17 protein-coding genes and 3 pseudogenes are annotated in these 25,237 nt (G+C 55.7%); 15 read left to right on the plus strand and 5 right to left on the minus strand.

Going from position 1 to position 25,237, the window contains the following annotated elements:
- Positions 1 to 202: 202 nt before the first annotated feature.
- Positions 203 to 1,852 (plus strand): amidase, encoded by a 1,650-nt coding sequence (locus ACR0KM_RS18030; RefSeq protein WP_480861090.1) that lies wholly within the window; start codon positions 203 to 205, stop codon positions 1,850 to 1,852.
- Here the strand turns inward: ACR0KM_RS18030 and ACR0KM_RS18035 are convergent.
- On the minus strand, positions 1,849 to 2,841 hold the full coding sequence (locus ACR0KM_RS18035) for an ABC transporter ATP-binding protein (RefSeq protein ID WP_480861088.1): 993 nt from the start codon (positions 2,839 to 2,841) through the stop codon (positions 1,849 to 1,851). The two genes, ACR0KM_RS18030 and ACR0KM_RS18035, sit on opposite strands and share 4 nt — an antisense overlap.
- Positions 2,834 to 3,835, minus strand: a complete 1,002-nt coding sequence (locus tag ACR0KM_RS18040) for an ABC transporter ATP-binding protein (protein WP_480861086.1) — start codon at positions 3,833 to 3,835, stop codon at positions 2,834 to 2,836. Before ACR0KM_RS18040 ends, ACR0KM_RS18035 begins: the two co-directional genes overlap by 8 nt.
- A gap of 195 nt (positions 3,836 to 4,030) precedes the next feature.
- Between ACR0KM_RS18040 and ACR0KM_RS18045 the strand changes: the two genes are divergently transcribed.
- From ACR0KM_RS18045 to ACR0KM_RS18080, 8 genes and pseudogenes are all read left to right on the plus strand, one after another.
- Entirely contained in the window at positions 4,031 to 5,578 is a 1,548-nt protein-coding gene (locus ACR0KM_RS18045) for an ABC transporter substrate-binding protein (protein WP_480861084.1), read from the plus strand.
- A 36-nt stretch (positions 5,579 to 5,614) separates the two neighbouring features.
- Positions 5,615 to 6,556, plus strand: coding sequence for an ABC transporter permease (locus ACR0KM_RS18050; RefSeq protein WP_480861082.1), 942 nt, complete (start codon positions 5,615 to 5,617; stop codon positions 6,554 to 6,556).
- Positions 6,557 to 7,381: an ABC transporter permease gene (locus ACR0KM_RS18055; protein WP_480825077.1), complete on the plus strand. Its 825-nt coding sequence runs from the start codon at positions 6,557 to 6,559 to the stop codon at positions 7,379 to 7,381.
- A gap of 141 nt (positions 7,382 to 7,522) precedes the next feature.
- Positions 7,523 to 7,983, plus strand: a pseudogene (locus tag ACR0KM_RS18060) (DDE-type integrase/transposase/recombinase); the annotation flags it as partial.
- Between the two features lie 342 nt (positions 7,984 to 8,325).
- Positions 8,326 to 9,417, plus strand: coding sequence for an enolase C-terminal domain-like protein (locus ACR0KM_RS18065; RefSeq protein WP_480861080.1), 1,092 nt, complete (start codon positions 8,326 to 8,328; stop codon positions 9,415 to 9,417).
- A gap of 647 nt (positions 9,418 to 10,064) precedes the next feature.
- Positions 10,065 to 12,995 carry a hypothetical protein gene (locus ACR0KM_RS18070; protein WP_480861078.1) on the plus strand — a complete coding sequence of 977 codons (2,931 nt, stop codon included), beginning with the start codon at positions 10,065 to 10,067 and terminating at the stop codon, positions 12,993 to 12,995.
- A gap of 41 nt (positions 12,996 to 13,036) precedes the next feature.
- Complete coding sequence (locus ACR0KM_RS18075) at positions 13,037 to 15,079, plus strand: metallophosphoesterase family protein (protein WP_480861076.1); 2,043 nt, start codon at positions 13,037 to 13,039, stop codon at positions 15,077 to 15,079.
- A 213-nt stretch (positions 15,080 to 15,292) separates the two neighbouring features.
- Positions 15,293 to 15,457 (plus strand): annotated as a pseudogene (locus ACR0KM_RS18080) (IS6 family transposase); the annotation flags it as partial.
- Positions 15,458 to 15,960: 503 nt separating this feature from the next.
- On the opposite strand, the pseudogene ACR0KM_RS18085 reads toward ACR0KM_RS18080, so the two are convergent.
- A pseudogene (locus tag ACR0KM_RS18085) lies at positions 15,961 to 16,340 on the minus strand (IS110 family transposase); the annotation flags it as partial.
- A gap of 324 nt (positions 16,341 to 16,664) precedes the next feature.
- Here ACR0KM_RS18085 and ACR0KM_RS18090 point away from each other — a divergent pair.
- Positions 16,665 to 17,642, plus strand: coding sequence for a serine hydrolase domain-containing protein (locus ACR0KM_RS18090; protein ID WP_480861074.1), 978 nt, complete (start codon positions 16,665 to 16,667; stop codon positions 17,640 to 17,642).
- Positions 17,643 to 17,982: 340 nt separating this feature from the next.
- Here the strand turns inward: ACR0KM_RS18090 and ACR0KM_RS18095 are convergent, their stop codons facing one another.
- Both ACR0KM_RS18095 and ACR0KM_RS18100 read right to left on the minus strand, forming a co-directional pair.
- Positions 17,983 to 19,293: an RNA-dependent RNA polymerase family protein gene (locus ACR0KM_RS18095; protein WP_480861072.1), complete on the minus strand. Its 1,311-nt coding sequence runs from the start codon at positions 19,291 to 19,293 to the stop codon at positions 17,983 to 17,985.
- A 4-nt stretch (positions 19,294 to 19,297) separates the two neighbouring features.
- Positions 19,298 to 21,361 carry a hypothetical protein gene (locus ACR0KM_RS18100; protein WP_480861070.1) on the minus strand — a complete coding sequence of 688 codons (2,064 nt, stop codon included), beginning with the start codon at positions 21,359 to 21,361 and terminating at the stop codon, positions 19,298 to 19,300.
- Between the two features lie 245 nt (positions 21,362 to 21,606).
- Between ACR0KM_RS18100 and ACR0KM_RS18105 the strand changes: the two genes are divergently transcribed.
- From ACR0KM_RS18105 to ACR0KM_RS18125, 5 genes are all read left to right on the plus strand, one after another.
- Positions 21,607 to 22,299, plus strand: a complete 693-nt coding sequence (locus tag ACR0KM_RS18105; RefSeq protein WP_480861068.1) for a T2 family ribonuclease — start codon at positions 21,607 to 21,609, stop codon at positions 22,297 to 22,299.
- 581 nt (positions 22,300 to 22,880) lie between these two features.
- Positions 22,881 to 23,462 (plus strand): aggregation factor core, encoded by a 582-nt coding sequence (locus ACR0KM_RS18110; RefSeq protein ID WP_480861067.1) that lies wholly within the window; start codon positions 22,881 to 22,883, stop codon positions 23,460 to 23,462.
- A gap of 13 nt (positions 23,463 to 23,475) precedes the next feature.
- Positions 23,476 to 23,928 carry a TspO/MBR family protein gene (locus tag ACR0KM_RS18115; protein ID WP_480861065.1) on the plus strand — a complete coding sequence of 151 codons (453 nt, stop codon included), beginning with the start codon at positions 23,476 to 23,478 and terminating at the stop codon, positions 23,926 to 23,928.
- An 11-nt stretch (positions 23,929 to 23,939) separates the two neighbouring features.
- Positions 23,940 to 24,494 (plus strand): CIA30 family protein, encoded by a 555-nt coding sequence (locus tag ACR0KM_RS18120; RefSeq protein ID WP_480861064.1) that lies wholly within the window; start codon positions 23,940 to 23,942, stop codon positions 24,492 to 24,494.
- 263 nt (positions 24,495 to 24,757) lie between these two features.
- A complete protein-coding gene (locus ACR0KM_RS18125; RefSeq protein ID WP_480861062.1) occupies positions 24,758 to 24,928 on the plus strand; it encodes a hypothetical protein in 171 nt (56 codons plus the stop codon).
- The last annotated feature ends 309 nt before the right edge of the window (positions 24,929 to 25,237 follow it).

The raw sequence follows: 25,237 nt of genomic DNA on the forward strand, positions 1-25,237 counted from the left end.
GAGACTGCTTCGAACTCGTCTGACAGCAACCGCATGGTCAGCCTGTAAAGCTCTAGGCCCTCGGCGCTATTTACCGCCTGCTGGCTTGCCGGTCCGCCGGTCTGACGTCTATGATCCGGTTGAAATAACTCCAAACCTTTACCGCGATGCCTTTGCTGGGCAAAGCCATTCGTTTCGACAGAACATCAGTAAAAGGCGGATTATGACTGACATTACAGCTGACATGATTGCGGCAGCCGAGGCGCTGCTGGGGGTCGAATACACCTCGGATGAGCGGGCACAGATGCTCGACAATTTCGAAGGTCAGATCCTTTCGGCGCTGGAGCGGCGCAAGACCCCTTTGCCCAACAGCCTGCCGATGGCCAGCCGGTTCGACCCGCGCCTGCCCGGGTTTGTCCCGCCGCGCCAACCGGCCAGCGGGCCTTGGGCGCTGCCCGATGCGGGGCCGTTGCCGGACAGTGACGAGGATATCGCCTTTGCTCCTGTCACCCAACAGGCCGAGTGGATCAGGCAGGGCCATCTGACGAGTCGCAGGCTGACCGACATCTATCTTGAACGGATCGAACGGCTGGGCCCGAAACTGGAATGTTTCGTCACCGTCACGCCCGAGCTTGCGCGAGCCGAAGCGGACGCAGCGGATGCGCAGCTTGGGGCAGGTGTCTGGCTTGGGCCGCTGCACGGCATCCCCTATGGGCTAAAGGATCTGTTCGACACCAAAGACATCCGCACAAGCTGGGGGGCCACGCCCTACAAGGATCAGGTGCCGAACAGGGATGCCCGGATCGTGCAGATGTTGCGCGCGGCAGGTGCCGTGCTGTTGGGCAAGACAACGCTTGGGGCGCTGGCCTATGGCGACATCTGGTTTAACGGCAAAACCCGCAACCCTTTCAACATCGAAGAGGGCTCCAGCGGATCAAGCGCCGGGTCGGCCTCGGCAACGGCGGCGGGGCTGTGCGGCTTTTCCATCGGGACCGAGACGCTGGGGTCGATCACGTCCCCCTCGCAACGCTGCGGCACCACCGGTCTGCGCCCCACCTTTGGCAGGGTCAGCCGCGCAGGCGGCATGGCGCTGTGCTGGTCGCTGGACAAGATCGGGCCGATTTGCCGGTCGGTCGAGGATTGCGCGCTGGTTCTGGCCGCAATCAACGGGGGTGATCCGGCAGACCTCAGCTGCATCGACGTTCCGTTCGGCTTTGACCCCACCGCCACTATCCAAGGCATGCGCGTCGGCTATTTACCCGCCGCTTTCGAAGATGAAGGCGCGACCGAGGTGGATCACGCCGCGCTTGAGGCGATGCGCAGTCTGGGCGTTGAGGTCGTCCCTCTGACCCTGCCAGACCTGCCTTATGGATCGCTGATGTCTATCCTTTTCGCCGAAGCCGCCGCTGCGTTTGAGGAGTTGACCCTGAGCGACCGTGATGATGAGCTTGTTTGGCAGGACGCGGGCGCATGGCCAAACACCTTCCGCAAGGCGCGGTTTCTGTCTGCCGTAGATCACGTGCAACTGGATCGGCTGCGGTTCAAGGTGATGCAGGTGTTTGACGATGTCTTCGGGCAGGTCGATGCGATGATCGGGCCGTTCATGACTGGTCCGATGCTGGTGGCGACCAATTTCACCGGTCATCCCTGCCTGCACCTGCGCGCAGGCTTCCTGCAGACCGAGACCAGATCGGACCCGTCGCTGGCCCATGGCAAACTTGTCGTGGAAGAGAAAGGCGCCGCGCCGCAAACCTATCACGTACCGCAGGGAATATCGCTGTGGGGTGGGTTGTTTGATGAGGCGCGGTTAATAACCCTTGGCCGCGCGCTTGAGGCAAAGCTGGGCGTCGCCGCCGAACGTCCGACCTTCTAGCCGGGTGCGCGCACGTGGCAGGCGACGCTGTGGCTGTCGTCTGTCTGCACCAGCGCCGGAGGCGTTTGCGCGCAGATGGGCTGGGCCAGCGGGCAGCGGGAATGAAAGGCGCATCCGGCGGGTGGATTCACAGGGCTGGGGACATCGCCGCTGAGTATCTGGCGTTTGCCTTTCGCGCCCGGGCGTGGAACCGGTACAGCGGCCAACAGCGCTTCGGTATAGGGGTGCTGGGGGGCGGAGAACAGCTTGCGCTTATCCGCGATCTCGACGATCCGACCCAAATACATGACCGCGACGTGATGCGCGATATGTTCTACCACGGCCAGATCGTGCGAGATGAACAGATAGGCCAGTCCCATATCGCGCTGCAAATCCATCATCAGGTTCAAAACCTGCGCCTGAACCGAGACATCCAGCGCCGAGACCGGCTCATCCGCGACGATCACCGAGGGTTCCAGCACGAGGGCCCGCGCCAGTCCAAGGCGCTGCCGTTGTCCGCCAGACAATTGGTGGGGATAGCGGTCGGCCTGCTCGGCCCGCAGACCCACTTTGGCAAAGGCGTCCAGGACCATCGCTTTGCGGTCAGATGCGGTGCCGATCCCGTGAATCTCCAGCGGCTCGCGCACGATGCGGCCATTCTTGAGACGCGGGTTCAACGAGGAAAACGGGTCTTGAAACACCATCTGAATGTTGCGCCGCTGAGGGCGTAAACCGGCCTCATCCAGATGGGTGATGTCGTTGCCCTGCAAGGTGATCCGCCCCGCGTCCGGCCGCAACAGCCGCATGATCGTCTTGCCAAGCGTGGTCTTTCCGCAGCCGCTTTCGCCAACAATGCCAAGGGTTTCGCCCGCCCGGACCGTCAGGCTGACACCATCAACGGCGCGCACAACGCCGCCACCGCCGCCAAGCAAGCCCTGATTGACCGGGAAGGTTTTGACCAGCCCGTCGACCTCCAACACCGGTTCGGATGTTCGACCAGTATCAAGCATGGGCCACCTCGGGGGAAATTGCGTTCCAGCAGGCGACCTCATGCCCGGTTCCGGCCGCTTGCAGAGCGGGTGCGTCGCGCAGGCAGATATCGGTAGCTTTACTGCAGCGTGGGGCAAAAGGGCAGCCGGTAAGTTCTTCGCGCATGGAGGGAACGGTGCCGCTGATTTCCTGCAGACGCGGCGCGGTTTCGACCTCAAGCGACGAATAGAGCCGGGGTACCGATCCAAGCAGGCCCTGTGTGTAGGGGTGCAGTGGCTGATCGAACAGCGCCGCCACTGGCGCGTGTTCCACAACTGACCCCGCATACATCACTGCCACACGGTCGGCCATGTCGGCAACGACCCCCAGATCGTGCGTAATCAAAACAATCGCCGCGCCGATACGATCCTGCAATTCCTCCATCAGGTTCAGAATTTGCGCCTGAATCGTCACATCCAAAGCCGTGGTCGGTTCATCCGCAATCAGGATTTTCGGATGACATGACATGGCCATCGCGATCATCACACGCTGTCGTAAGCCTCCAGACAGTTGAAACGGGTACTGCCGCGCCCGTTTGGCGGGCTCGGGGACACGGACCAGATCGAGCGCCTCAATCGCGGCGGCCATGGCGTCTTTTCGGTTCAACCCCTGATGCACCCTGATCGCCTCGGCAATCTGACGACCCACGGTCATTACTGGATCGAGCGAGGTCATCGGTTCCTGAAAGATCATCGCAATGTCATCGCCGCGAATATCGCGCATCTGCGCTTCGGGTAGCTGCAGCAAATCGCGGTTGCCGAACATGGCCGAGCCGGATTCGATCTCGGCAATGCGCTGGGGCAACAGCCGCATCAGCGCCAGAGAGGTCACGGATTTGCCGCTGCCGGATTCCCCCACGATGGCCAGCGTCTCACCGGGCAGAACATCGAAGGACACCCCGTTGACCGCCCGGACGATCCCCGCATCCGTGCGAAAACGCACCCGCAGGTCACGCACGCTGAGCAAGGGGTCCAAAGTTCTATTTTTGCTTATTTTCTCCACCAAACGGGCGGCTCCTTCCCGGGCACAGCCCTGCAGAGTCCAAAGCTGGGGATTTAACTTTGACATATCTTATCCGCTCTTTACGGTAGGGCAAGATCATTCAAATGCGACGTTCCAAGCACACGCGGCCTTCGGTTCTGGGTGGGCCGCACCTATAGGAGATCGACCATGAAACGCAGAGATTTTCTGAAATCAACAAGCATAATGGCAGGCGCATCGGCCTTTGGCGCAGGTATTTCTGTCTTTCCGGGTACTGTCCGGGCCGAGCCCAAATCGGGCGGTACGCTGATCTGGGGCCACTCGGAAACGACGCAGAACCTGGACATGCACCAGACCGGTACCGCGTCAACCGGACGGCTGATGCAAAACGTGCATGACGCCATCGTCACGATAGATGAAAACTTTCAGGTCATCCCCAGCTTAGCCGAACGGTTCGAGCAATCGGATGACGGGCTGACCTATACCTTCCATCTGCGGCAGGGGGTGAAATTCCACGACGGCTCCGACATGACATCTGCGGATGTGAAGTATTCCTTCGACCGCTGCCGCAACCCGGACACCGGCGCGGTGAATTTCGAGGTCTTCAACGATGTGGAAAGCATCGAAACGCCGGACGATTACACCGTCGTCGTGACCATGAAACAGGTGAACGCTCCTTTCCTGTCACGGCTGGCCGAAAACGGCGCGGGCGTGGTGATGCCCGAAGGGTCGGGCGAGGTGCAAGGCACACAGCCCGTGGGCTGCGGCCCCTTCAAGTTTGTCCGGCGCGAGTTCGGGAACGAAGTCGAACTGGTACGCTTTGACGACTATTGGGACGGTGCGCCCTATCTGGACGGGGTCCTGTCGCGCGAGGTGACGGAACCTACCGTGCGTCTGACCGGTCTTGAAACAGGTGAGTTCCATCTGATCAACGACATCCCGCTGGATCGTGTTGAGGTGTTGAAAGGCAACTCTGACCTGCAGATTCTGACGTGGTTCCCGCTCAGCTGGGCGTTCCTGAACATGAACCATGACAAGCCGCCTTTCGACAATCCGAAAGTGCGGCAAGCGCTGGATTACATGATCGACAAGGAAACGCTGGTCGAGGGCGCGCTGTGGGGGCAGGGGGTCGTGACCGGCTCGCCCAGCTTCCCATCATCGCCCACCCATAACGCCGACCTCAAGGCGCGCCCGCAGGACTTTGAGAAAGCCAAGGCGCTGTTGGCCGAGGCCGGGTTTGCACCGGGCGAATTGGAGTTCGTCTTCAAAGTCACCACGAACTATCCATGGCATGTCGAGGCCACGCAGATCCTTGTGGAATGGTTCCGCATGGGTGGCGCGAATGCGACGATCGAACAGCTCAGCTGGTCCGACTGGCTCAGCCAGTGCTGGGTGGATCGGGATTACGAGGTGACGATGATGAATTTCTTCACTCTGTGGGAGCCTGATTTCCTCTACTACTCGCTGTGGAATTCCGAGGGCGCGTTCAACTATCGCCAGATCAGCGACCCCAAACTGGATGAGATGACGGCCGCCGCGCGCCGCGTGGTCGATCCGAACGAGAGGGCGCAGATTTACAAAGACATCCAGCAACGTGTGCAGGACGAAACCCATGACGTTGTGCTGTGGTTCCGCAACGGCACGGTCGGCGCGCGTCAAGGCGTCGGCGGGCTGGACAAGTTGGTGCATCCCAACGGATCGAACCTGCAATTCAAGAATATTTGGCTGGAGGGGTGATCCGGCCAGACCCAAACCAGTGACGGCAATCCGTAGATGACCTATCTCGTCCGACGCGTGGCGCTTTTGATCCTGACGCTTTTCCTGATCTCTATCGCCACGTTTGTCATCACCAACATCCTGCCCGGGGATGTTGCAACGATGATTATGGGCACCCAGTCCAACCCCGAAGCCCTTGCCGGGCTTCGGGAGTCCCTGGGGCTGAATGATCCCTTGATCGTACAATACGGGCGCTGGATCGGGGGCATCTTGCAGGGGGATTGGGGCGTATCGTTGCGTTACAAAGAGCCAATAGGCCCCCTGATCGGACAAAAGATCGTGGCCAGTTCCTTGATCGTGGTGATGTCTTTGTCCATCGCCATCATCTGCGCGATCCCCTTAGGGGTCTGGAGCGCCATCAACCGCGACCGTTGGCAAGATGCAACCGGTTCCGGCCTTGCACTGGCGGGTATTTCGCTGCCCGACTTCTTCTGGGGCATCGTGTTGATCCTAGTCTTTGCCAAATGGCTGGGCTGGCTGCCGTCCTCGGGCTATGCCTCCCCGGCCGAGGATTTCTGGCTGGCCGTTCAACACGCGCTTTTGCCTTCCATCGCGCTCGGTCTGTCGCTGATGGCGCAACTGACCCGCATGACACGCTCGACGATGCTTGAGGTGCTGAGTCAGGATTTCATCCGCGTCTGCCGCGCCAAGGGTCTGGCCGAGGGCGCGGTGATCTTCCGCCACGCACTGCGCAATTCCATTGCTCCGGTGCTGACGGTCGCTGGCCTGCAACTAGGATATCTGTTCGGGTCTATCATCGTGATTGAAACTCTGTTCAACTTCACCGGCATGGGGTGGTTGACCTATCAGGCGCTGGTCAATCGGGACATCCCGCTGATCCAGTCCAGCGTCTTTGTCATCGCAGCGGTCGTGATGCTGACCAATCTTGTGGTCGATATCCTGTACAAGGTCCTCGATCCAAGGGTGGAGCTCAGCTAAATGCGCGCACTTCTGACCCTGAAAGGCATGATCGGGCTGACCCTTGTCGCGATTTTCGTGCTGATGGCGATCCTGTCGCCGATCTTTATCCCCGAGGAACTGACCACCGGCATCAACGTGCGCGCACGATTGAAACCCCCGTCCCCCGAGCATCTGCTGGGCACCGATCAGTTGGGGCGCGAGCTATTGTGGCGCGTGCTTCTGGGAGCCTCTACCTCGCTATTGATCGCAGTGACTTCGGTCGGATTGTCGATTCTGGTCGGTCTGCCTTTGGGCATCATTTCGGGCTATTATGGTGGCTGGACCGACAATATCCTGATGCGGATTGTCGATACGTTCCTCAGCTTCCCCGCCCTTCTGCTGGCGCTGACCATCGCCGCCGTTCTGGGCCCGAACCTGCAAAACACCATTCTGGCCATCGGGATCGCGTTTACCCCCTATCTGGCGCGGATCGTGCGCGGAGAGGTTCTGCGCGTCTCGGGCCTGCCGTTCATCGAGGCGGCGCGGAGCCAGGGGGCGACCAATTGGCGGATCATCCGCCTGCATGTCCTGCCCAACATCCTGCCGCCGGTGATCGTGCAGGCCACGATCTCAATCGCCTTTGCGATCCTGGCTGAGGCCGGTCTATCCTTTCTGGGTCTTGGCACCCAACCGCCAACGCCGTCATGGGGGCTGATGATCCAGGCCTCGCGCGATTATCTGGATCTGGCCCCCTGGACCGCTCTGGTGCCGGGGTTGGCGATTGCCCTTACCGTTCTGGGTCTGAACATGCTGGGTGATGTGTTGCGCGACGTTCTTGATCCAACGACGGTTTCTGAGACCTAAGGGAATGGGTAAAACAATTGACAACTTTTACTTGCTCAAGGTCCTGCCAGAAGAATTTGGGGCGAGGCGGGCAGCGGGCATTCGTAGCCTCTATGGATAAAATGAAGATCACCATTCAAATACTTCAAAACTAGCCCCGAGATCAGCCGTTCGGCTGTGATGCTGTACATTAGGTCTCCGCTTTCATTACGGAATTTGGAAGATCTTCTGCATGAACGCGGGATCTACATGAGCCACGAAACTATCCGCTACTGTTGAAACAGGTTCGGCCTGATGTTCGCTTCCGAGACTAGACACAAACGGGTCCAGCAACTCCGAGCCTTTTCAAGAAGGAAGCGGCGCTTGGACGAAGTTTTGTTGAAGGTGATTGGCACGCGGCATTTTTTTGGCGGGCTTTTGATCACGAAGACGCGGTGCAGGAAGGCGTTGTTAACAAACGCCGAAATAAAGCTGTAGCACTGAATTTCCTCGGAAAGCTGATGAAGTGGTATGGTCGCGCCCATAAGATCGTCATCGACCACCTCGCTATCGACAAGGCTGCCCTCAGAGAATTGGGCGCTCTCGAAAAACAAAGTACGGGCAGTTGGCTCAACAATCGCGTTTAGAATTGCTGAAACCGTCGGATCGCCCTCGCGCCGCAGAAGGCATATCTGATTTCACTGCCCGGTTGGTAGTGACGGAAGAGTTGAAAGACTTTTCCTAAGACCTCGTCCGGACCATGTTTTTCGCTCGAAACGATTTGCCTGCCAAGAATGCTGCGACTGGGATTCTTGATGCGTACCAAGCTTTCGCCTCAGTTCGTTGACTCAGTCGCTAAGGGTAGGCTGGTGTGATGTAGGTTTATTCGTCAACGCGCTGGCAGTTGACGAAACCGCCAATGTTACCAGAATGGCCTTTCACTTCACTGTTGTAGAAAAACTCGACGAAAGAAAGGCTCGCTTTTCGTGTCTGATGTCACCATCAAAAAACTGACTGCTCGCCCCGTTCTGGTCCCGTTACGGCGCCCGGTCGTTGTCATGACGGGTCAGGTCACCATGGCTCCACTGGTGCTTATCGATCTTGAACGCAGTGATGGTACGGTCGGCCTAAGTTACTTGTTTACCTATTCGCCAATCGCGTTGAAAGCGACGACTGCCCTGTTGTGCGATCTTGCTACGGTCATCGAAGGCAGCAGCGCGGACCCGCGCGGTTTGCACTCGCGTCTCTTGGGACAGTTCAAGCTTTTGGGCGCAGAGGGGATCACCCTGATGGCTATCGCCGGGATCGACATGGCCGCATGGGATGGCGTGGCACGAGCGGCGGGCAAACCACTATGTGAGGTTCTGGGTGGTGTCGCCAAGGCCCTGCCTGCCTATAACTCGAATGGCATGGGGTTGATCGGCCCTGGCAAGGTCGCGGGAGAAGCCAAGGAATTGATCGCAGATGGTGGGTTTTCAGCGCTGAAAGTCAGGCTAGGGTACCCCGATGTGGCGACGGATCTGGCGGTTTTGGATGAAGTTCGGGACGCCCTTGGTGAAACGACAACAATAGTGACGGACTATAATCAGGGTCTGTCTGTCGCCGAAGCAAAACAACGTGTCGCTGCATTGGCCGCGCATGATCTGGGCTGGATCGAAGAGCCGGTTGCCTTTGACAACTATCTTGGTCTGGCAGAATTGCGCGAGATTTCCCCTATCCCGATTCAAGGTGGTGAGAACCATTGGGGGTCGAGTGATATGGCCCGGGCCACTCAAGCCCGCGCTCTCGATCTCGTCATGATCGATGTCATGAAGATCGGGGGGGTTACCGGCTGGATCGAGGCATCCAGTCTTGCACGCGCGGCAGGATGGCCGGTGTCGTCGCATCTGTTTCCTGAGGCGAGTTCTCATTTGATGTGTGCGGATCCCGCCGCGCATTGGTTGGAATGGGTCGACTGGGCAAACCCGATCCTGAAGGACCCCTACGATGTGATAAACGGTACAGTAACGCCACCAAATCGCCCGGGGTTGGGCTTGGAATGGAATGAAGCCAATGTGGCTCGATACGCTATTGAATGAGACGCGTGATCGATTGGAATACAGTAATCAGTTCGAATAAGTGACGAACATTCCAAAATGCCTCCAGAGCGGTTTGTTGAAGCAATTTGTGCTGCTGGTCAGCGTCGCGCTACGATCCGCCCCAGAACGAATGCGCTCAACAGACTATTTCCAGACAAATACCCCCTTTGGTTCGGTCGCAAATTTCGTCCACACCTGACAGGTTGAGTGCTTTTCTGTTGGCGCGTGCGAGAACATGATGCGACGAAGCTTTGTCAAAAGGCTCGGCGTACTACCGACTGAATATCGAGATCGCTTTTGGCAAAGCCGACATTCGCGCATAGCGCTGCATTGGTAATTTCGGGCTGTCTCGTTGGCTCCGCCGCACTGTGGATGAACATCGGCTTATCCGAAGATGCTAAGAGTGTCATTTCGACCTATACGCAAGGGACCTCAGACAAGCCCGCGACCACGTCGTCTGCCCCATTAGGTTCGGCCAATTGCCGCTCAAAAGATCACCACGACGCCTCAATTCTGGCGCGAATCAGGCAGGGGTGTACGCTTCAGGGTAGTATTTTTAAGCAAATGGTATTCTTATGGTCGCCCCAATTGAACTCTTTCGCTACTTTGTAGGCCGTGCGCCTAGGCCGCGACGGATCGTCTACAGATTGGTTCTCGCGGAATTGAACACCTCGTTCAGCTCAGACATTCTTGCAGCCGCTGCATCACCGCGCGCCCGGGTTGCCGTGCGCGCGGTGGCACGCGCGCATCTGACCGACAGCACTGCGCCCCGACAACTAGATGACATCGAACGTCGGTTTCCGCTCAACCGTTTCGCTGCAGCTTGGGACCGGGAAGCTCCGAGCAGCCTTGATGCAGCCCGGGCGCTGGTGCTGTCCATTTTTGACCGACCGGTTCAGGACATCGTTGCAGATGATGAATTTGGCCAGATACGTGACATTCTGAGGGATCTCATAATCGCGTTGAAACTGGCTGTGCTACCCGAAGCCGTTCCGATCCGCCGCGCAGCGGACATGCTGCGCGCCGCGGAGTTGTTGCAGACGCTGGTCCGGGATCCAGAGAGTATTGATTTTGAGGAACCTTCTGCGCTGCTCAAGGCGGTGATTGCTTTGCCGCCAGAGCTGTTCCCGCCGGCGGACCCAATAGCACTCGAGGAGGAGCCCGAGCAACCTGAAGAAGACCCCTCGATCGAAGAAATGGAGACACGGGCAAAACGCCTTGAACTGGCGGCAGCGGAAATTGTCGGTCTCTCCGGCTCGGGTATTCAGCGGGTGCGTCGCGCGCGCGTTTCGACGGGCGGACCAGATTCATTGAGTGCTGCAGGGAGTGGTGGAACGACCGACCGTGGCAGCATAACAGATGCATCCGCCCGGGTCGGTGATGAAGCAGATGATGTGTCTGACGAAACTTCGTTTATCGGTGTTTCTCCGGCCGCCGTGGCGCGCTTGTCATCGGATACTCAGGAACTTCTGGGCGAACTCAACCTGGCAATCACCGATATGCCATATGACGAGGTCCTGGATAGGATCGAGGTTGAACATCAGATGACGACGCTGAGGCTGACCGATGCCGATACCGATGCCGCCGATGGAGGCGGGCCGCGCATCCGCACCGGAACGGCCGTCATGCCCGCAGCAGGAACCGCAAGCCCTTTGTTTCCGGGAATGGGTACCATACTCGACCCATCAAGTCTGCCGCCGACTACGGTCGGGCCCATCAAGCCCATTGGTGTGGGTGATCTGCTGGTTACACGCCAACAGATCAAGCGCTACGAGGCGGGAGAAATCTCTCACGTAGAGAATGTATTGCAGTCGGAATCTCGGAACCGCGAAACTCGACGCCTGCGCCGGACCGAAGAAACCTTCGTGTTCGAAGAAGAGGAGAAAAAAGAGGAAGAACGCGACCTCCAGACCACCGAACGTCTGGAGATGCAAAGCGAAGTGCAGAACACCCTGCGCGAAGACAAGCAGTTCAATATCGGCGGGTCAGTGTCGGCCGGGTATGGCCCCTTTGTTCAGGTCGAAGTGTCGTCGGCCTACGAGACGGGTACGTCACAAGAGCAAATCAACAAGTTGGCTACGAGCTACGCAAAGGAGGTGACCGAAAGGACAGCATCCAAAGTTGCCCTGCGGACACGACGCGAACAAACCCGAAAAACTATCGAGGAGTTTGAAGAGAAGAACCAGCACGGATTCGACAACACCGAAGGCACCGAACATCTGTCCGGCATTTATCAGTGGCTCGATCGTGTCTATGAGCTTCAGGTCTACAACTACGGTCTGCGGGTGCTCTTCGAGTTTGTAGTGCCCGAACCATCGGCGCTGCTATTACGGGCGATTGAGCATCAGATCGGCAAGCCGGAGGGTTTGACCCCACCGATCAAGCCATCGTTTGGCCCGGGGCATCTGACACGTACGAACTACGGAAAGTACGTCCGTCGTTATGAAGCGGAAGGCGTCCAACCGCCGCCAGCTTTTGCTACGCGCATTGGCAAGAGTTTCACCTTCACCTCCCAAAGTGGCGAGGCCGAAGACAACACTTCCGAAGCGCTGCTCAATGTGCCTGAGGGTTTCAAGGCTGTCTCCTGCAGCGCGAAAATCCTGCACTACGGCTTCACCAGCGATACACGACGGGCGTATATCTCTGTCGGATCGAATTCGCTGCACCTCAAGAAACGAGCCGAGGGGTCAACTTCACCCGACAGCAGCGATTTGCATGATACCTTGCCCGAAATCGCTGGCGAGGTGCCCGTCGCATTCTATGCTGTAAACGTTCTCAATTGTTCGGCGACCGTGACCATTCATTGTGTGCATACACAAGCCGCGTTTGAGAAGTGGCAGGTTGAGACCTACGACGCGTTGCTGCGTGGTTATGATGCACAACGCGGACGCTATGAAGAGAAGCTGGCGATCCTGAAAGCCGAACGATCAGGTGCCGCGCCCGAAGGCCGAAACCCAGGCCAGAACCGCCTGATCGAACGGCGGGAGATTAAACGTTTGTCGATCGCGATGATGACCGGCCAGCACTTCGCCAATACGGGCGTGCATCTTTCGCCCCAAGCGGCGGAGTTCAATTTCGACGCAGCCGAACGCGCAGGCGTTTATGCCCGCTTCTGGGAGAAGGCCATTCAGTGGAACGAGTTACAGTGGGAACTCCTCCCCTACTTCTGGACCTCGCGGGATACCTGGGCGCGAATGCTCTACGAAGATACGGACCCGCTGCATGCAGAATTTGTAAGCGCAGGGGCGGCCCTTGTGCGCTTTGCAGTCTCTCCGGGTTACGAGGCGGCGGTGCTGCACTTTCTGGAAACGGGTGGTGTCTGGGAAGGCGGTGACGAGCCCAGTGTCACCTCGGAAGAATATGCAGCGATGCTGGATGAGGTGGAGGCCGCGCGGAATCGCGAAACTGGGGATGGGCCGCTGGCCACCCCGGAGGGATCAGGCGAAGTCCCTGTCGGAGATCCTTGGGAAATTAGGGTGCCGACCACGTTGGTCAAATTGCGACAAGACAATACGCTGCCTGAATGGGTCAAAGATGAAGATGGCCGCTGGCATCCGGTCGACCAGCCTGATGACTAAACGCGCTATCACTGTGCCGTCGCTTACGCTCGGGTGCTAAGATGCGCTTGCCATTGATCCTTGCGGGCCCGATCGTGCGTCGGGCTACTCCAGAAAAAGTTTGGGTGTGGCTCGCGACGAGCAAATTGCTTGATCCGCCACATCTGATGCTTTTTACGGATGGTAATTCGCCGGCCTCACCGGGCCCGGTTAAAGCGAAGATCGAATACTACCCCGTCGCGGTGGCCGACAACATGTGGATTTACATGCTGAGTGCGAAACCGGACACGCCGCTGGACCGAGGGCGGATATATTTCTACGATGTTCGGCTTGACGGAAAACGTCCGCTGTTTAAATCCAGCGATTACCGGCAGTTCCTTCTTAAGGGAAATCGGCTGCCGACCTTTATGCTTGGAGCCCGGGGCCAGAACAATTTGCGGGCGCTTTACGGTTCCTGTCGCAAACTGCATGGGCCCAATCCCGACATGATGAAAGCGGCCGATGAAATTCTGCAGGACGCTACCGAAAAAAACCGGCCGCAGTATTTCTTTCTCGGCGGCGACCAGATTTATGCGGATGATGTCGACAGTCAGTTGCTAGTCCTGACGCGCCCCTTGCGCGAGGCGCTCTTTGACGGCAAACGTGAAAAAATTCCGGGCTTAAGTCCCGCCGCGCACAGCGACACCAATGATCGCTCGAAATTTCTCGAACATTTTTTTACCTCCGGGCACATGCCGCATCATCTGCTGACTTTTGCGGAGTATGCGGCGACCTACATCATGTCCTGGAACGGTGACCTATGGGAGCCGTTGCTGAAGGCGGGGAATTTCTCGTCATTCGACAAGGCGGATTTCTCAAACCGGATCATCGGCAAGAGAGTCCTCGACGGCGCGTTGGGAGCAAAAAGCGCCAGGCGGGTACTGGCCAATTCAATTTGTTACATGATCTTCGACGATCACGAGGTTACCGACGACTGGTTTCTCAATCCCGAATGGCAGCTGAACGCCACGAAATTCAGTTCTGGGCAAAGAATTCTGACGAATGGCATGGCGGCATATTGGGCGTTTCAGGGATGGGGGAACGACCCTGAGGCTTTTGACGAAACGTATCGCTCTACCATCAGCAGGTTTACGGAAACACGCGGCCGTGGGACTGAAGATGCATGGTCAACCCTTATCAAAACGGATTGGTCATTTGCGGCCCCGACCTCGCCACCCGCGATCTTCCTTGACACTCGAACTAAGCGCGAGGAATCGCCAAAAACGCTTGATATTGATCGGGCTGACAGGGGTTTCACCGGACCAATCACCTGGACAACTCTGCGCCTCAAGGATGCATCCCGTCTGTTAGACAGCGGCGAACGTGCGCGGCTCACCGCCCTGATATCCAAGAATTCAGCTTCCGGTGAGCCCCTTATCGTGATTGCAGCCGCGCCGATTTTCGGGTTTCCACCGATGGAATGGGTCCAACGCGTCGTTGGACGTGAGTCGGGCACTGCGGCCGACCTGGAAAGCTGGGCCAGCAACCCGCGCAATTTCATCGATGCATTCGAACTGTTTTTGGATGCGCAGCCCGAACCGCTGATCGTTCTTTCGGGCGATGTTCATTATGGTTTTGAGATCGTCGGGCGTATATCAACGTCAAGCCAATCGGTGCCTTTTGTCCAACTATGTTCGAGTGCGATGAAGAACGAGATCATAGGAGGCAGCAAGTTCTTTTTCAAAATCATAAGCTTGTTTGGAGAGTCTGTTGCTTCCTTCGGATTCTGGGACCTTAAGGAAACAGGTAAGACCGACGGGCCTATTGCCTATACGGCAACCAGTGATTTTGCCAACGGCGTTTTCAGTAAGAAGTTCAAATCATCACCCCATTATCTGCTGCAAACGCAGTTCATCAAGCGGCCAGGAAGACGCTCGGTGAAACAACTGGTCGAACGTCAGAACAATCTGGGGGAGTTGGTGATCCGAGGGCAACAGGTCTCTCATCGTCACTGGCATCCATCTTCAGGAAGCTCATTCAAAGCGCGGGCATTCAAGAACTGGAACACTGGAAATTGGCCAATTCCGGATTTGATAGGCGCTGTTAGATCTATGTTCGGATCCTAGAACCTGTATTTCTCAAAGGGTCTTAGCATGCTATTCTTGGCCCTTTGAGAAGCATTATCAGGAGAGCTTGGGTTGAGGCGGCAGTGGGTTTTCGTAGTCTCGATCCATGAATAGTCGGTCGCCATTCAAGTACTTCTAAACTAGTACCGAGATCATCCGTTTGGCTGTTATGCTGTACGTTCGTTCCCTCTATCTCTTCGCAACATCTCTTCGCAACGTGCCATGCCGCGTTTCAGGCGCATGCGAAGTCGACAGGAATTCGCCTGCTTCCATTCCTCTATCTACAACCACTTCAATCGGGAAGGATTGCTAACCAGCAGAGGCACCTCTAAACTGACGCGCGCCGCGGCTCTAGCAGGGTGGCGTGAACTTGGTGTGGCACAAGGGGCATCTCTATTGGCCCAGTTGAGCCTAGTTCGAATTTGTCTGACAGCACTGCCACTCATGCCTGTCTCACTTAAGTTGTGTTTTCTGACCCGGAATTGTGGCGTATTTCCCGCGCGTTGAAGGACGTGGTTTCAATCACAGACGGAGGGGAGCGTACATTCATAGCACAATTCGGACCCCATTCTCAGTGTCGCATTTTGTCGGGGTCGCTTTGGGTGGCATTTCCCTGATAACCATCGATTTACAGGGAATTTCTAAGAAACGGATCTGGAACTCAGAGTTCCTCATGTTAGAGCTGTATGTTTTTCAGTGGCTTACACGAGAAACTCACTCAGCACTGGAACAGGGAGTTTTCTCGCCGGATCAGGGAGGGCAAACGTTGTATCAGGAACGCAGGATCCGGAGGTGTCAGAAGTCGAACAGGCGCACCTGTTCAGCCCGGTCAAGTGAGTGGGTCACGCTGACCAGATGCTTGAGTGTGAGCTCGGGCGGCTGAGATCACGAGCGCGATGAAGGAATAGGACGCATTGTTGTTCTTCCGTTTTGATTGCAACAAACCGCATGGTCGGGCGTTTCACGGCTTCGCAGACCGCTTCGGCATCGGCGGCATCAGATTTGCCGCGCTTGACGTAAGGCTTCACGTAATTGCTGGGATCAAACGGACATCTTGCCCGAGAGCGCTCAATTGACGCGCCCAGTAATGGCCCGAACTGCAAGCTTCCATTCCAACCTAACAAGCAGGAAGGTCTTCAAAGAAAGCCAAAAGCTGCGCCCGCCTTATCGAGCGATTGAAAACAATATCGCCGTTTTCAGCGATGCCGTGGACCTGAAAGATGTTCTTGGCGAAATCTATGCCAATTGTTGTAACCTGCATTGGGTGGCACCTCTTATAGCAGTCATGACAACAGTACTATGGCGCATTGCGGCGCCGGTTGGAGCAGGAGCCATCCACCCCATCAGGTTCGACGGGCTGCGCCGCAGCATGGATACTATGGGATGAAGGTCTGGAAAGGGCCGTCTGCGTTATCAACTGGTGGCGGGGCAGGGGCCTGTGCTGCAACAGCGCGGAGGTCCGAAACGAGCCCGGAGCGTATCTTTGCCCGCCCGGAGCTTGCGCAGGGACTAAAGCAATTGACGTGCGCGACATAATGGACCAGTGCGACTAGAAATCCCCGCAAAAGTAGCCACATTTCCAGGTATGATCAGCCGCCGACAATTTGTTTTAGCCGCAACTGCTGCACTTACTGCTCCGTACATCGCGAAGGCACAGTCTAGTGCACTAAGCGAAGCGATTGGCCAGCTCCCGCAACTACATTCCCTTCAGGTCAAAAGGGGCGACGACATAGTCTTTGCCGAAGCACCTCGCGGCCCCGGTCTCAACCGACTGGCAAATATCAAATCCTGCTCAAAGAGCATTGTCTCCTTACTTCTCGGAGTGGCGATCAAAAACGGCGAAATCCCATCGGTCACTTCGACTCTTGGCGAGGTCGCACCTGGCATTCTCCCACCAGATGCCACTGCCGGAGCAGCCGAGATCTCGATGGAGGACTTAGTGACACTGCGGGCGGGTCTCGAGAGGACTTCAGGCTCCAACTACGGTGATTGGGTAAGTTCAAAAAACTGGATTGCAGACGCTCTGACCCGTCCGATGGTGGCAGAACCCGGGACGCGCATGCTGTACTCAACAGGTTCAACACATCTCCTCGGGGCTGCTCTTGCTGAAGCTACTGGGAAGAGCCTTCTTCTGCAGGCGCGAGAAAGGCTCGGTGATCCGCTGGGAATCGAGATACCCGCATGGACGCGGGACCCGCAAGGCTATTATCTTGGCGGAAACGAGATGGCTATGAGACCCACGGCAATGTTGGAGATCGCAACCCTACTGCGTAATCGCGGGGCATTTCACGGGATTCAGATCATTCCGACAAGTTGGATTGCGGCTTCAACCAAACCCCACGCTCGATCCCCTTGGTCAGGCCTCGCATACGGATACGGATGGTTTCTGTCGTCTTCCGGTTATGCCCTGGCGAGAGGCTATGGCGGCCAAATCATCGCAGCACACTTCGAACGCAACCTCGCCGTCGCAATAACTTCTGATCCCACGTTGCCTGCCCGATCAGGTGGCTATTTCGGTGACCTCGTTCGGCTCTTGGACGGCCCGGTACTTGCAGTGGCTTAGGCTGAGCGAACCGAACCGTCGGTCGACCGCTGTGAGCCCTCACTGCCCCATCCTTCAAGCCGACCAAAGGTCTGCTTACAGAAAATCGGGATGTTTCGTGCCGAGTAGGATTGCGAACTGCCAAAACTCAAGAACTCCGGAGCGGATCCGTCCCAAGGACTCCGAAGACGGGCAGCTTACTTATCTGTGAGTAAAAGCATTCTTCGCTTTGGGTATATGAGGGCCGCGGGGATCAACTTAACAACAAGCAGCCCGAAAACCGCAGTCTCTTTGGGCGGCCATAGATAGCGCGAAATCGCGCGAGCCGCGACCCTCGTGTTCTGTATAGTGCATATCTGCATCAACGCAAATTTCGGATTTCTAACAGAGACGGCAGCCCCATTTGACGAAGTCGTTTGGGCGGATAGGATCGAAACCCGACCACACCTGAACGCCCGGTGATTAGTTGTGCAATTTTTTTAGCGATACGGTTATCAAGATCCGTCAAAACAGCCCGGTTGGTTGTATCACGGATGAGCGCCTGCGTGATCACCGGTGAAAATGAACTTGCCGGATCGAGAAGCGTCTTGGCCGTTTCAACCAGCACACTGGCACGATCGTGCATAGGCACTCCGTTGAGGTTGTTTGATACCTGATCGAGCCGTTTGCAAAGGAACTTGAAAAAGCGGTTGAGACGCTCCTGCGTCCAGCCAAGTGTCCCGGAGTGATGCGCGGCGAGGCCGAGAAACTCGATCCTGGATCGGCCCGTAAATTCAGGCCAATCCTCGAGGGTTTTGCCGGCCCCATTCAGGTAGCTGCGCTTGGTTTTCTCAGGCTTTCGGGTGACGCCGAGGGTCTCTAACATGCCGTCAATGGCAGTATCGGCGTCTTTGACTACATCCGGGTCTTGATGCGCAAAGAGGAAATCATCGTTGAAGCGCGCGAAGAATGCACCGGGGTACGCGGACATGCGGAGATCGAGTTGATTGATCGCAAGATTGCTTGTTACGGCCACGATTGGGGTCCCCATGGGAATACCAAACAAGCGCGAAAAAGATGTGCCATCTGGTGCAATCGTAACCGGGCGGACCAGCCCTACAATCAATGCCCATGCGTTCTCGGATGCGCCAGAACTGGTGCCAATATCTGCGACTCGCCGTAGCTCGTCCCAGACGATTGCATCCTTGTGTACTGGGATGTTTTCGCCATAGCGTGTAAAATCTGACTGCATGACGAATAGACCGTTCTTGTGCTCTGGCCTTCGGACAAATCGTGCAAAATCGGAGAGTGCTGTGTAATTGCTCAGCCCAGGTTGATAGGCATATACGCCGGGCTGCCCCATGACGCGGGCATTCTGTGACAGGACCTTTGCGATGACTGTGCCAACAATCAGATCCGGCAGGGTTGGACGGTGGGCAGGGCGCCATTTTCCACCATGCTCCAACATCCACATGTCCACAGAAGAAAGCTTGTATTCACCGCTTGCAACAGTCTTTGCGAGCAAACGTGCAAGCCTCCGGCGCTTCATATCGATGGCGATGTAGTTGACGCCTAGATGGGCTTCTCTAAAGCTCTGGTTCTTGAGCCTTCGCTTCTCATAGATGTGTCGAATGGCGTCTTCGTAGGCATTGGGGTCCGACAGAACCTTGTCGATGTTCAGTGGTTTATCCATCACCCTAGCCAACATCTCTTTTGACGAGAGTTCCCGCTTGCCAATCACGCAGCTCACCCAACCAAGGAGAGCCTAGCGGTGAACCATCGCTGGCGTTTACGAGAAAGATCATCCTAATCCGCCCGCCGGTGACGAGTGGGTAGATATTCGTTTCCTCATGTGTGACAAACGCTTCCCCCGATTTGAATGCTCGCAACGCGACAGGTAGAACGGAACGTAGCAAAGCGGGGGAAAAAACACCTAATTCACGTCTATAGCCAGGCGCGTCGAGGTCAATAACCGTTCCATTCGGCCAGTAAGTTCTGAACGCGTTGGTGAGCGTGCTGACATCCGCCTGGTGTTTGGCGTGCCATGCGCGCCGCTTTGACTTTGCGCGCTCTTTCGAATTCTCCAGAGGATGGCACAATCGTTCTACTGAATAGATACCTCCTCCGGTGCATGCCACCAGGTCCCTTGGATTGATCGATTTACCAACTTCTGTTTTTGATTCGAAGTACAGGATCGAATTGTGCTGCAACCAGGCCCAGTGTCCGCGCCCCTCCAACTGTTCATTGAACATCGAGCTGATCGATGCGCGCGTGCTGTTTCGAAGCCCATTTTCAAGACGAGCCCTGTACACAGGTGTCTGATCGTCAAGTTCATCGATGAGCGCTCTGAGGTCGTAAAGCGATTGCTGCACCGATGGGGTGCCTGGTCTGAACAACCACTCGGCACATAAAAGTATCGCACAGGCCAGGCAGAACCCTGCTATCACTTCGGCCAACTCATAGGGATTGGCAAACTCGCTGACCGCTATCAGAAAAATTGCCATTGCAAGCGTAACAACGGATAAGATGACGCGCACGTGATATCCCATTGTAAAGGCGCGCATCTGCAACAGACCAAGCCAGGCCCTCACGATAAAGACAGGCAGCAAAGCAACAAGAAAAGTCACCGAAATATCTGAGTAGACAATCCTCGAAACAGCAAAACTCAAACCCCAAAAAACTGTTGCGAGAACGATCGCTGTCCAAGTGAGCCGGCGGAACAGAAGCGCTCGCATCTGCGTATAAAGTGGGGACAAACGCAGCCGGACCAGATCAAAGTAGAATAACGTGGTCCAAGAATAGGCGGCGCGGACAGTCGGAAGAATGAGATACAGATACACGCCCAGATGCGGCGAGTTCCATTGAGGATGCCCATTGGCCAGCGAGATGGATTGGCCTCCAAAATTGCTTAGCCCCAAAATGGCCAGAACGAGAATGCCATCCACCCGAAGGGCCAGGCCGGATATCGCAGAGATCACGAAAGCCCGAACTGGCAAATTGGAAAGGAACGTGTGTAGACCTGACCAACCAAGAGACAGTTTCGCCCGTATTCCGGTTATCTGGTACATCCTCAGCACGTAGACAAGCGAGACGACAAGTGCACAAGCGGATGATGCAAGAATTGACACGATCAGCGCGGCGACTGGTGCAATTGGTATCAGAGTGACCAATACGGCAATCTGAAGTACGGTCGGGATCAAGACCGACCAAAAGGACCGGAAAATCCGCCGTCTTGCGTAGATACCTGAATGCAGCACCTGCATTGGAAATTGCAGTGCCAGTTCGATCGCGATGACGGCAATGTAGACCGAGATCAGAAATGCCGCCTCGTTGGAACCTGCCTGGATGTAGCTCCAACCCGACAGACCAAGCATCCCAATGGCGAAGACGGAGCCAATGAATATCGAAAATACAAGCCAGACTGAAATCTCAGCACCGGTTCGGTCTGTTGCTTCCTGCCCTCGAAACGCGCGTATGCGCTCTCTCATTACTTCTAATGCACCCCACCAAGCTCCCCTGATTGTCAATGCACCTGCACGAAACAGAAAGATGAGGATTACGCTGGACGACGGGAGATGTGCCGAGAGAATTATGAATTCAGCAACATGTACACAAAGCGCCAGGACCTCCAGCGCGAAGAGGTAGCGCAGTCTAAACACAAAATAGGGGGCGAGGCGGTTCGTGAGCAGGCACGAGTAAAGAGAAACTAGGTGGCTCTGTTTTTTTGCCTCGTTTTCGAACCATCCGTTGAGAGTTTGCAAACAAAATTCTCCTGCTTTCGGGCATCGGTTGATCCCCTCGGTCGCTTGGTGTTCGCTAGACTTGTTTCAGTGAATCTGCAAAATTGTTTCAGATGAAGCAACAAAACCTTATTAAAATAATGCCGTTTATCAACACAATGCGATACGGGTCCTCTTATACACTAGTTATGCCGATCTTGGCCCTTAGAGTGGTCTGCGTTGTATGTTTGGCCTTTTTTTACCCTGTGTTGGCGCAAGGCCAAGAGTTGGATCAAAGCGATTCCGGCACCACCACAAGCTGTGAAGGCTTTTCGTACTATCGTTTTGTCCAGGATTGGATACCGACGCTCTGTCTCAAGACGGATTCAAGTTCGTGCGATACATATGATGCATCCTACGGTTGGGTCGTCCATGGTCTTTGGCCCGAAGACGAAGGGACTGAGAATTACCTTGCTCAATGCCAAGGGGAAACTTTTGACGCCGATCTGCTTGATCCGATTGAGGGTGAGCTCAAGCGCGTGTGGCCCAACCCCATTCTGAAGAAGATTGATCTGGAAGATAAGTACGAATTCTGGACGTGGGAACATGAATGGGACAAACATGGAACGTGTTCTATTCAGTGCGACGCAAACATGACCTCTATGGAGCAGTACTTCGATATCGGCGCGAAGCTGCATGACCAATTCAATGTAACTTCCGCACTCACGAGCGCTGGAATTACACCCAGTGACCCCGGTTCTGGCTCGCTTTTGAAGACTACGAAAATTGAAGCCGCCATAAAGGATGCCTTTGGTGTGACACCAGAATTGCAGTGTATCAATAATCTCGACGGGAAGAGTTATTTTTTCAGCATCAGTGTCTGTATCGAGCCGCATAGCCTGAACGCGATCGAATGCCCGGAAGCTTTAAGTTCCACGTACGAAGCATGTCCTTCAGAGGTAAGCTATCCGACACAATAGCGGTATTTTGTCGTTAGGAAGCCGGGAAACACGCCTACCGACGCTCGTTTGTGCCGGCAGAACTGCCTTCGTCTCTTTAGATTTGCCATGCTGCCCGTTTGATTTTCTTAGAACCTATTGCCTTGTTAGTTAGCACTTACTTCTTACTGCGGGTGAAAGCTGGCAGTATGTAGTAACACTTGTTGGGATTTTGTGCGGGTGATCCATCCATCGCAACCGGCTAGGATGGCGCGACTGGAGCCGAGAGGAAAATCCTGATTGTCGGCTGCCGCCGAGCCTGCCTGACCTTGGCCGCAAACCTTAGCGTTTGCCACAACGAAAGTCCGCTCTCAAGACATTGGCCATCACTCAAGTTGAGCAGTTGCACCGAACGGCAGCTCTGCGGGCTGCGACCGCAGTAACTTTATCGGAGCGCTAACGACGTCCATGCTCTTCATGGGCGATGCAGTCCTCGCCATTGCTACATCGCCTTCGAACTCGGCAACGAACCTATTGTGACCGATGCTGCGCGATCATTTTTTGACTTAACCCCCATGATAGCGGTGCATGGAGCTTCGAAAGTTCCTGTCGACTGAACCACGATGGTCAAAGGACGTAAGCCTGATCCAAGAAACCCGCCGAAGCGTATCTACCAAGAAATCTTTAGAATGGAGATAAATATGCTCCCGAAGAGTGCTCTTGCAGCGACCCTCGGATTATTTGCAGCTACTTCGCTTCAAGCTGGCGTGCAAATTCGCTTTATAGAAGGCGCACCCAAAGACCGTTTTGTTTTGACAAATGTCGGAGCTTGCGATGTTGAAGCCTCGACCCTCAGAATTGACTTGTCGCAATCTGCGGGACGTCTGATTTTCGACGTTACCGAACAAGGCGCAGGTGTAGAGGTATACCAACCGCTTGAATTCGTGGAGGGTGCTGATGCTCTGCGGCAAATTCCAGCGGTCGTTGACGGGCAAGACACAATTGAACTTGAGATCGCCACTCTCGCAGCCGGGGACACACTCGCCTTTACCATTGATGTAGATGACACTATCGGGCAACGCGAAATCACCGTAACGGGGTCCGAGATCGAAGGCGCCACGGTGTCCTATACCGATGCGGATGAGGCCAATACTGCGACCTTCTCTTCCGAAGCGCTTGTGAACGTGACGACCAAGGACTGTTGAAAGCTATCCCAAAATGTTCAATTGGTTGATCCGCGTAGCATTCCTTGCGCTCATGGTGGGCGGCGGTATCCTGATCGGAACACTGACCGCACCTGGCGAATGGTATGCTCAGCTTTCTAAACCGGCTTTCAATCCACCAAATTGGATTTTTGGACCAGTTTGGACGGTGCTATATGTCTTGATCGCGATGGTTGGTTGGCGTCAGTTTGAAACAGACCGAAGCTCGACTGCGATGAGACTGTGGTGGGCGCAGGTGGGTCTGAATTTTTTGTGGTCCCCAGCCTTTTTCGTACTGCAACTGCCATGGTTTGCACTTGTGGTCATTGTCGGGTTGCTGATTGTGATCGCTATGTTCATCGCTCGGGTCAGGGCTTCAGATCGGGTTTCCGCACTGGCCTTCATGCCTTACTTTGCATGGGTCGCATTTGCCACGGCGCTGAACCTCTCCATTGCGATACTGAATTGAGAAGGAACAATATGCGTGCCAATTTCATTGGGCTTGTTTCAGGTTTTGTTATCATCGGATGCACAATGGTTCAGGCTGATGAAAAATTAACTGAAGACTTCTCCAAGTCTCCGGAGACGCGTTGGGACTACGTTGCCGACACCGTCATGGGAGGAGTTTCTTCAGGCCAGGTGCAGTTTCGTTCGGAAGGTGATGTTGCATTCGCGCGGCTGACCGGAACCATCAGTACGGAAAATAACGGCGGCTTCATCCAGTTCCGGCGCAAGTTGTCTGATCGGCCAGATGCAGGTGTATCAGGCGTCAGGCTATTGGTGCGGGGGAATGGCGAGACATATTTCGTTCACCTCAGAACGCGAGGCACGGTGCTTCCGTGGCAATACTATCAGGCCGAGTTCGCAACTTCTGACGAGTGGGCCGAAGTTTACTTACCACTATCAGGCTTTAGGGCTTCAGGCGCCATGTTGCGCGCTATTCCGGTTGCTGACGAAATCACTTCAGTTGGAGTTGTAGCCTACGGGCGTGATCACGAGGCCCGTGTAGATGTCAACGAGATTGGGTTTTACTGAAAGCCTCCCAAGAGAAGTCTGTGATCTTCAAATAGGTCTGCTTGACACCGTTTGAGGTCGAATAGTGCCAATTCCTGAACGCGGATGGGCGGTTTCTTCATTTTGGCTGCTGAACCCGCCGTTCCTTGGCGAGCGTTCAGAGCGTGCTGCTTTCCGATGAGGCAACTCCACAGACACTCATAAATTAAAATAACTTAATCAAAGCAAAGTCCTTTCAGCAAAGAACAACTCCCACATGACGCTTATCTGAAGGAGTGAGTATCATGAAGAGGATTGCAGCTTTGGGCCTTGTTGCCCTGACCGTATCATTTGTTGGCACTGGTGTGTTTGCGGACTGCTATTTTGGGAACGATGCGGTAACCGGGATGGAGACGATCATCTGCGAGACAGACGGTGGCTTTTCCAGTTGGGGCACATTGATCGCCGAAGCTTGAGCGTTTCTGGGCACAACACCAAACCTTCTGTGAATTTGGATAAATCAGATCAAATTCTGCAATTGGTAGCACCAAAGCCAAGCAGCACTTAGCGCCGGGAGTGGTAACGCGACAAACCCCTCTATAGGTGTTGCGAGATACGGCATCTCGGGTCTCGCAGCGATGCAAGAAACTGCTCCAGTTCTTCACCTTGGTTGGCAGCGCGGGAAGTTTGAACTCGCGCAACCTTGCGCCTTTTCTTGGCGTTCTCTGTCTCTCTGACCAGGCAATGTGGTGGCCTCTGTGTTAGGAGATCAATCGTTCTTTGTA

Source organism: Ruegeria sp. G10 (assembly GCF_056533645.1).

What these genes read in the sequence shown, in the direction of transcription:
- ACR0KM_RS18030 (WP_480861090.1), top strand. Translation starts at nt 203, where the DNA reads ATGACTGACATTACAGCTGACATGATTGCGGCAGCCGAGGCGCTGCTG.
- ACR0KM_RS18035 (WP_480861088.1), bottom strand. Translation starts at nt 2,841, where the DNA reads ATGCTTGATACTGGTCGAACATCCGAACCGGTGTTGGAGGTCGACGGG.
- ACR0KM_RS18045 (WP_480861084.1), top strand. Translation starts at nt 4,031, where the DNA reads ATGAAACGCAGAGATTTTCTGAAATCAACAAGCATAATGGCAGGCGCA.
- ACR0KM_RS18050 (WP_480861082.1), top strand. Translation starts at nt 5,615, where the DNA reads ATGACCTATCTCGTCCGACGCGTGGCGCTTTTGATCCTGACGCTTTTC.
- ACR0KM_RS18055 (WP_480825077.1), top strand. Translation starts at nt 6,557, where the DNA reads ATGCGCGCACTTCTGACCCTGAAAGGCATGATCGGGCTGACCCTTGTC.
- ACR0KM_RS18075 (WP_480861076.1), top strand. Translation starts at nt 13,037, where the DNA reads ATGCGCTTGCCATTGATCCTTGCGGGCCCGATCGTGCGTCGGGCTACT.
- ACR0KM_RS18090 (WP_480861074.1), top strand. Translation starts at nt 16,665, where the DNA reads ATGATCAGCCGCCGACAATTTGTTTTAGCCGCAACTGCTGCACTTACT.
- ACR0KM_RS18095 (WP_480861072.1), bottom strand. Translation starts at nt 19,293, where the DNA reads ATGGATAAACCACTGAACATCGACAAGGTTCTGTCGGACCCCAATGCC.
- ACR0KM_RS18110 (WP_480861067.1), top strand. Translation starts at nt 22,881, where the DNA reads ATGGTCAAAGGACGTAAGCCTGATCCAAGAAACCCGCCGAAGCGTATC.
- ACR0KM_RS18115 (WP_480861065.1), top strand. Translation starts at nt 23,476, where the DNA reads ATGTTCAATTGGTTGATCCGCGTAGCATTCCTTGCGCTCATGGTGGGC.
- ACR0KM_RS18120 (WP_480861064.1), top strand. Translation starts at nt 23,940, where the DNA reads ATGCGTGCCAATTTCATTGGGCTTGTTTCAGGTTTTGTTATCATCGGA.
- ACR0KM_RS18125 (WP_480861062.1), top strand. Translation starts at nt 24,758, where the DNA reads ATGAAGAGGATTGCAGCTTTGGGCCTTGTTGCCCTGACCGTATCATTT.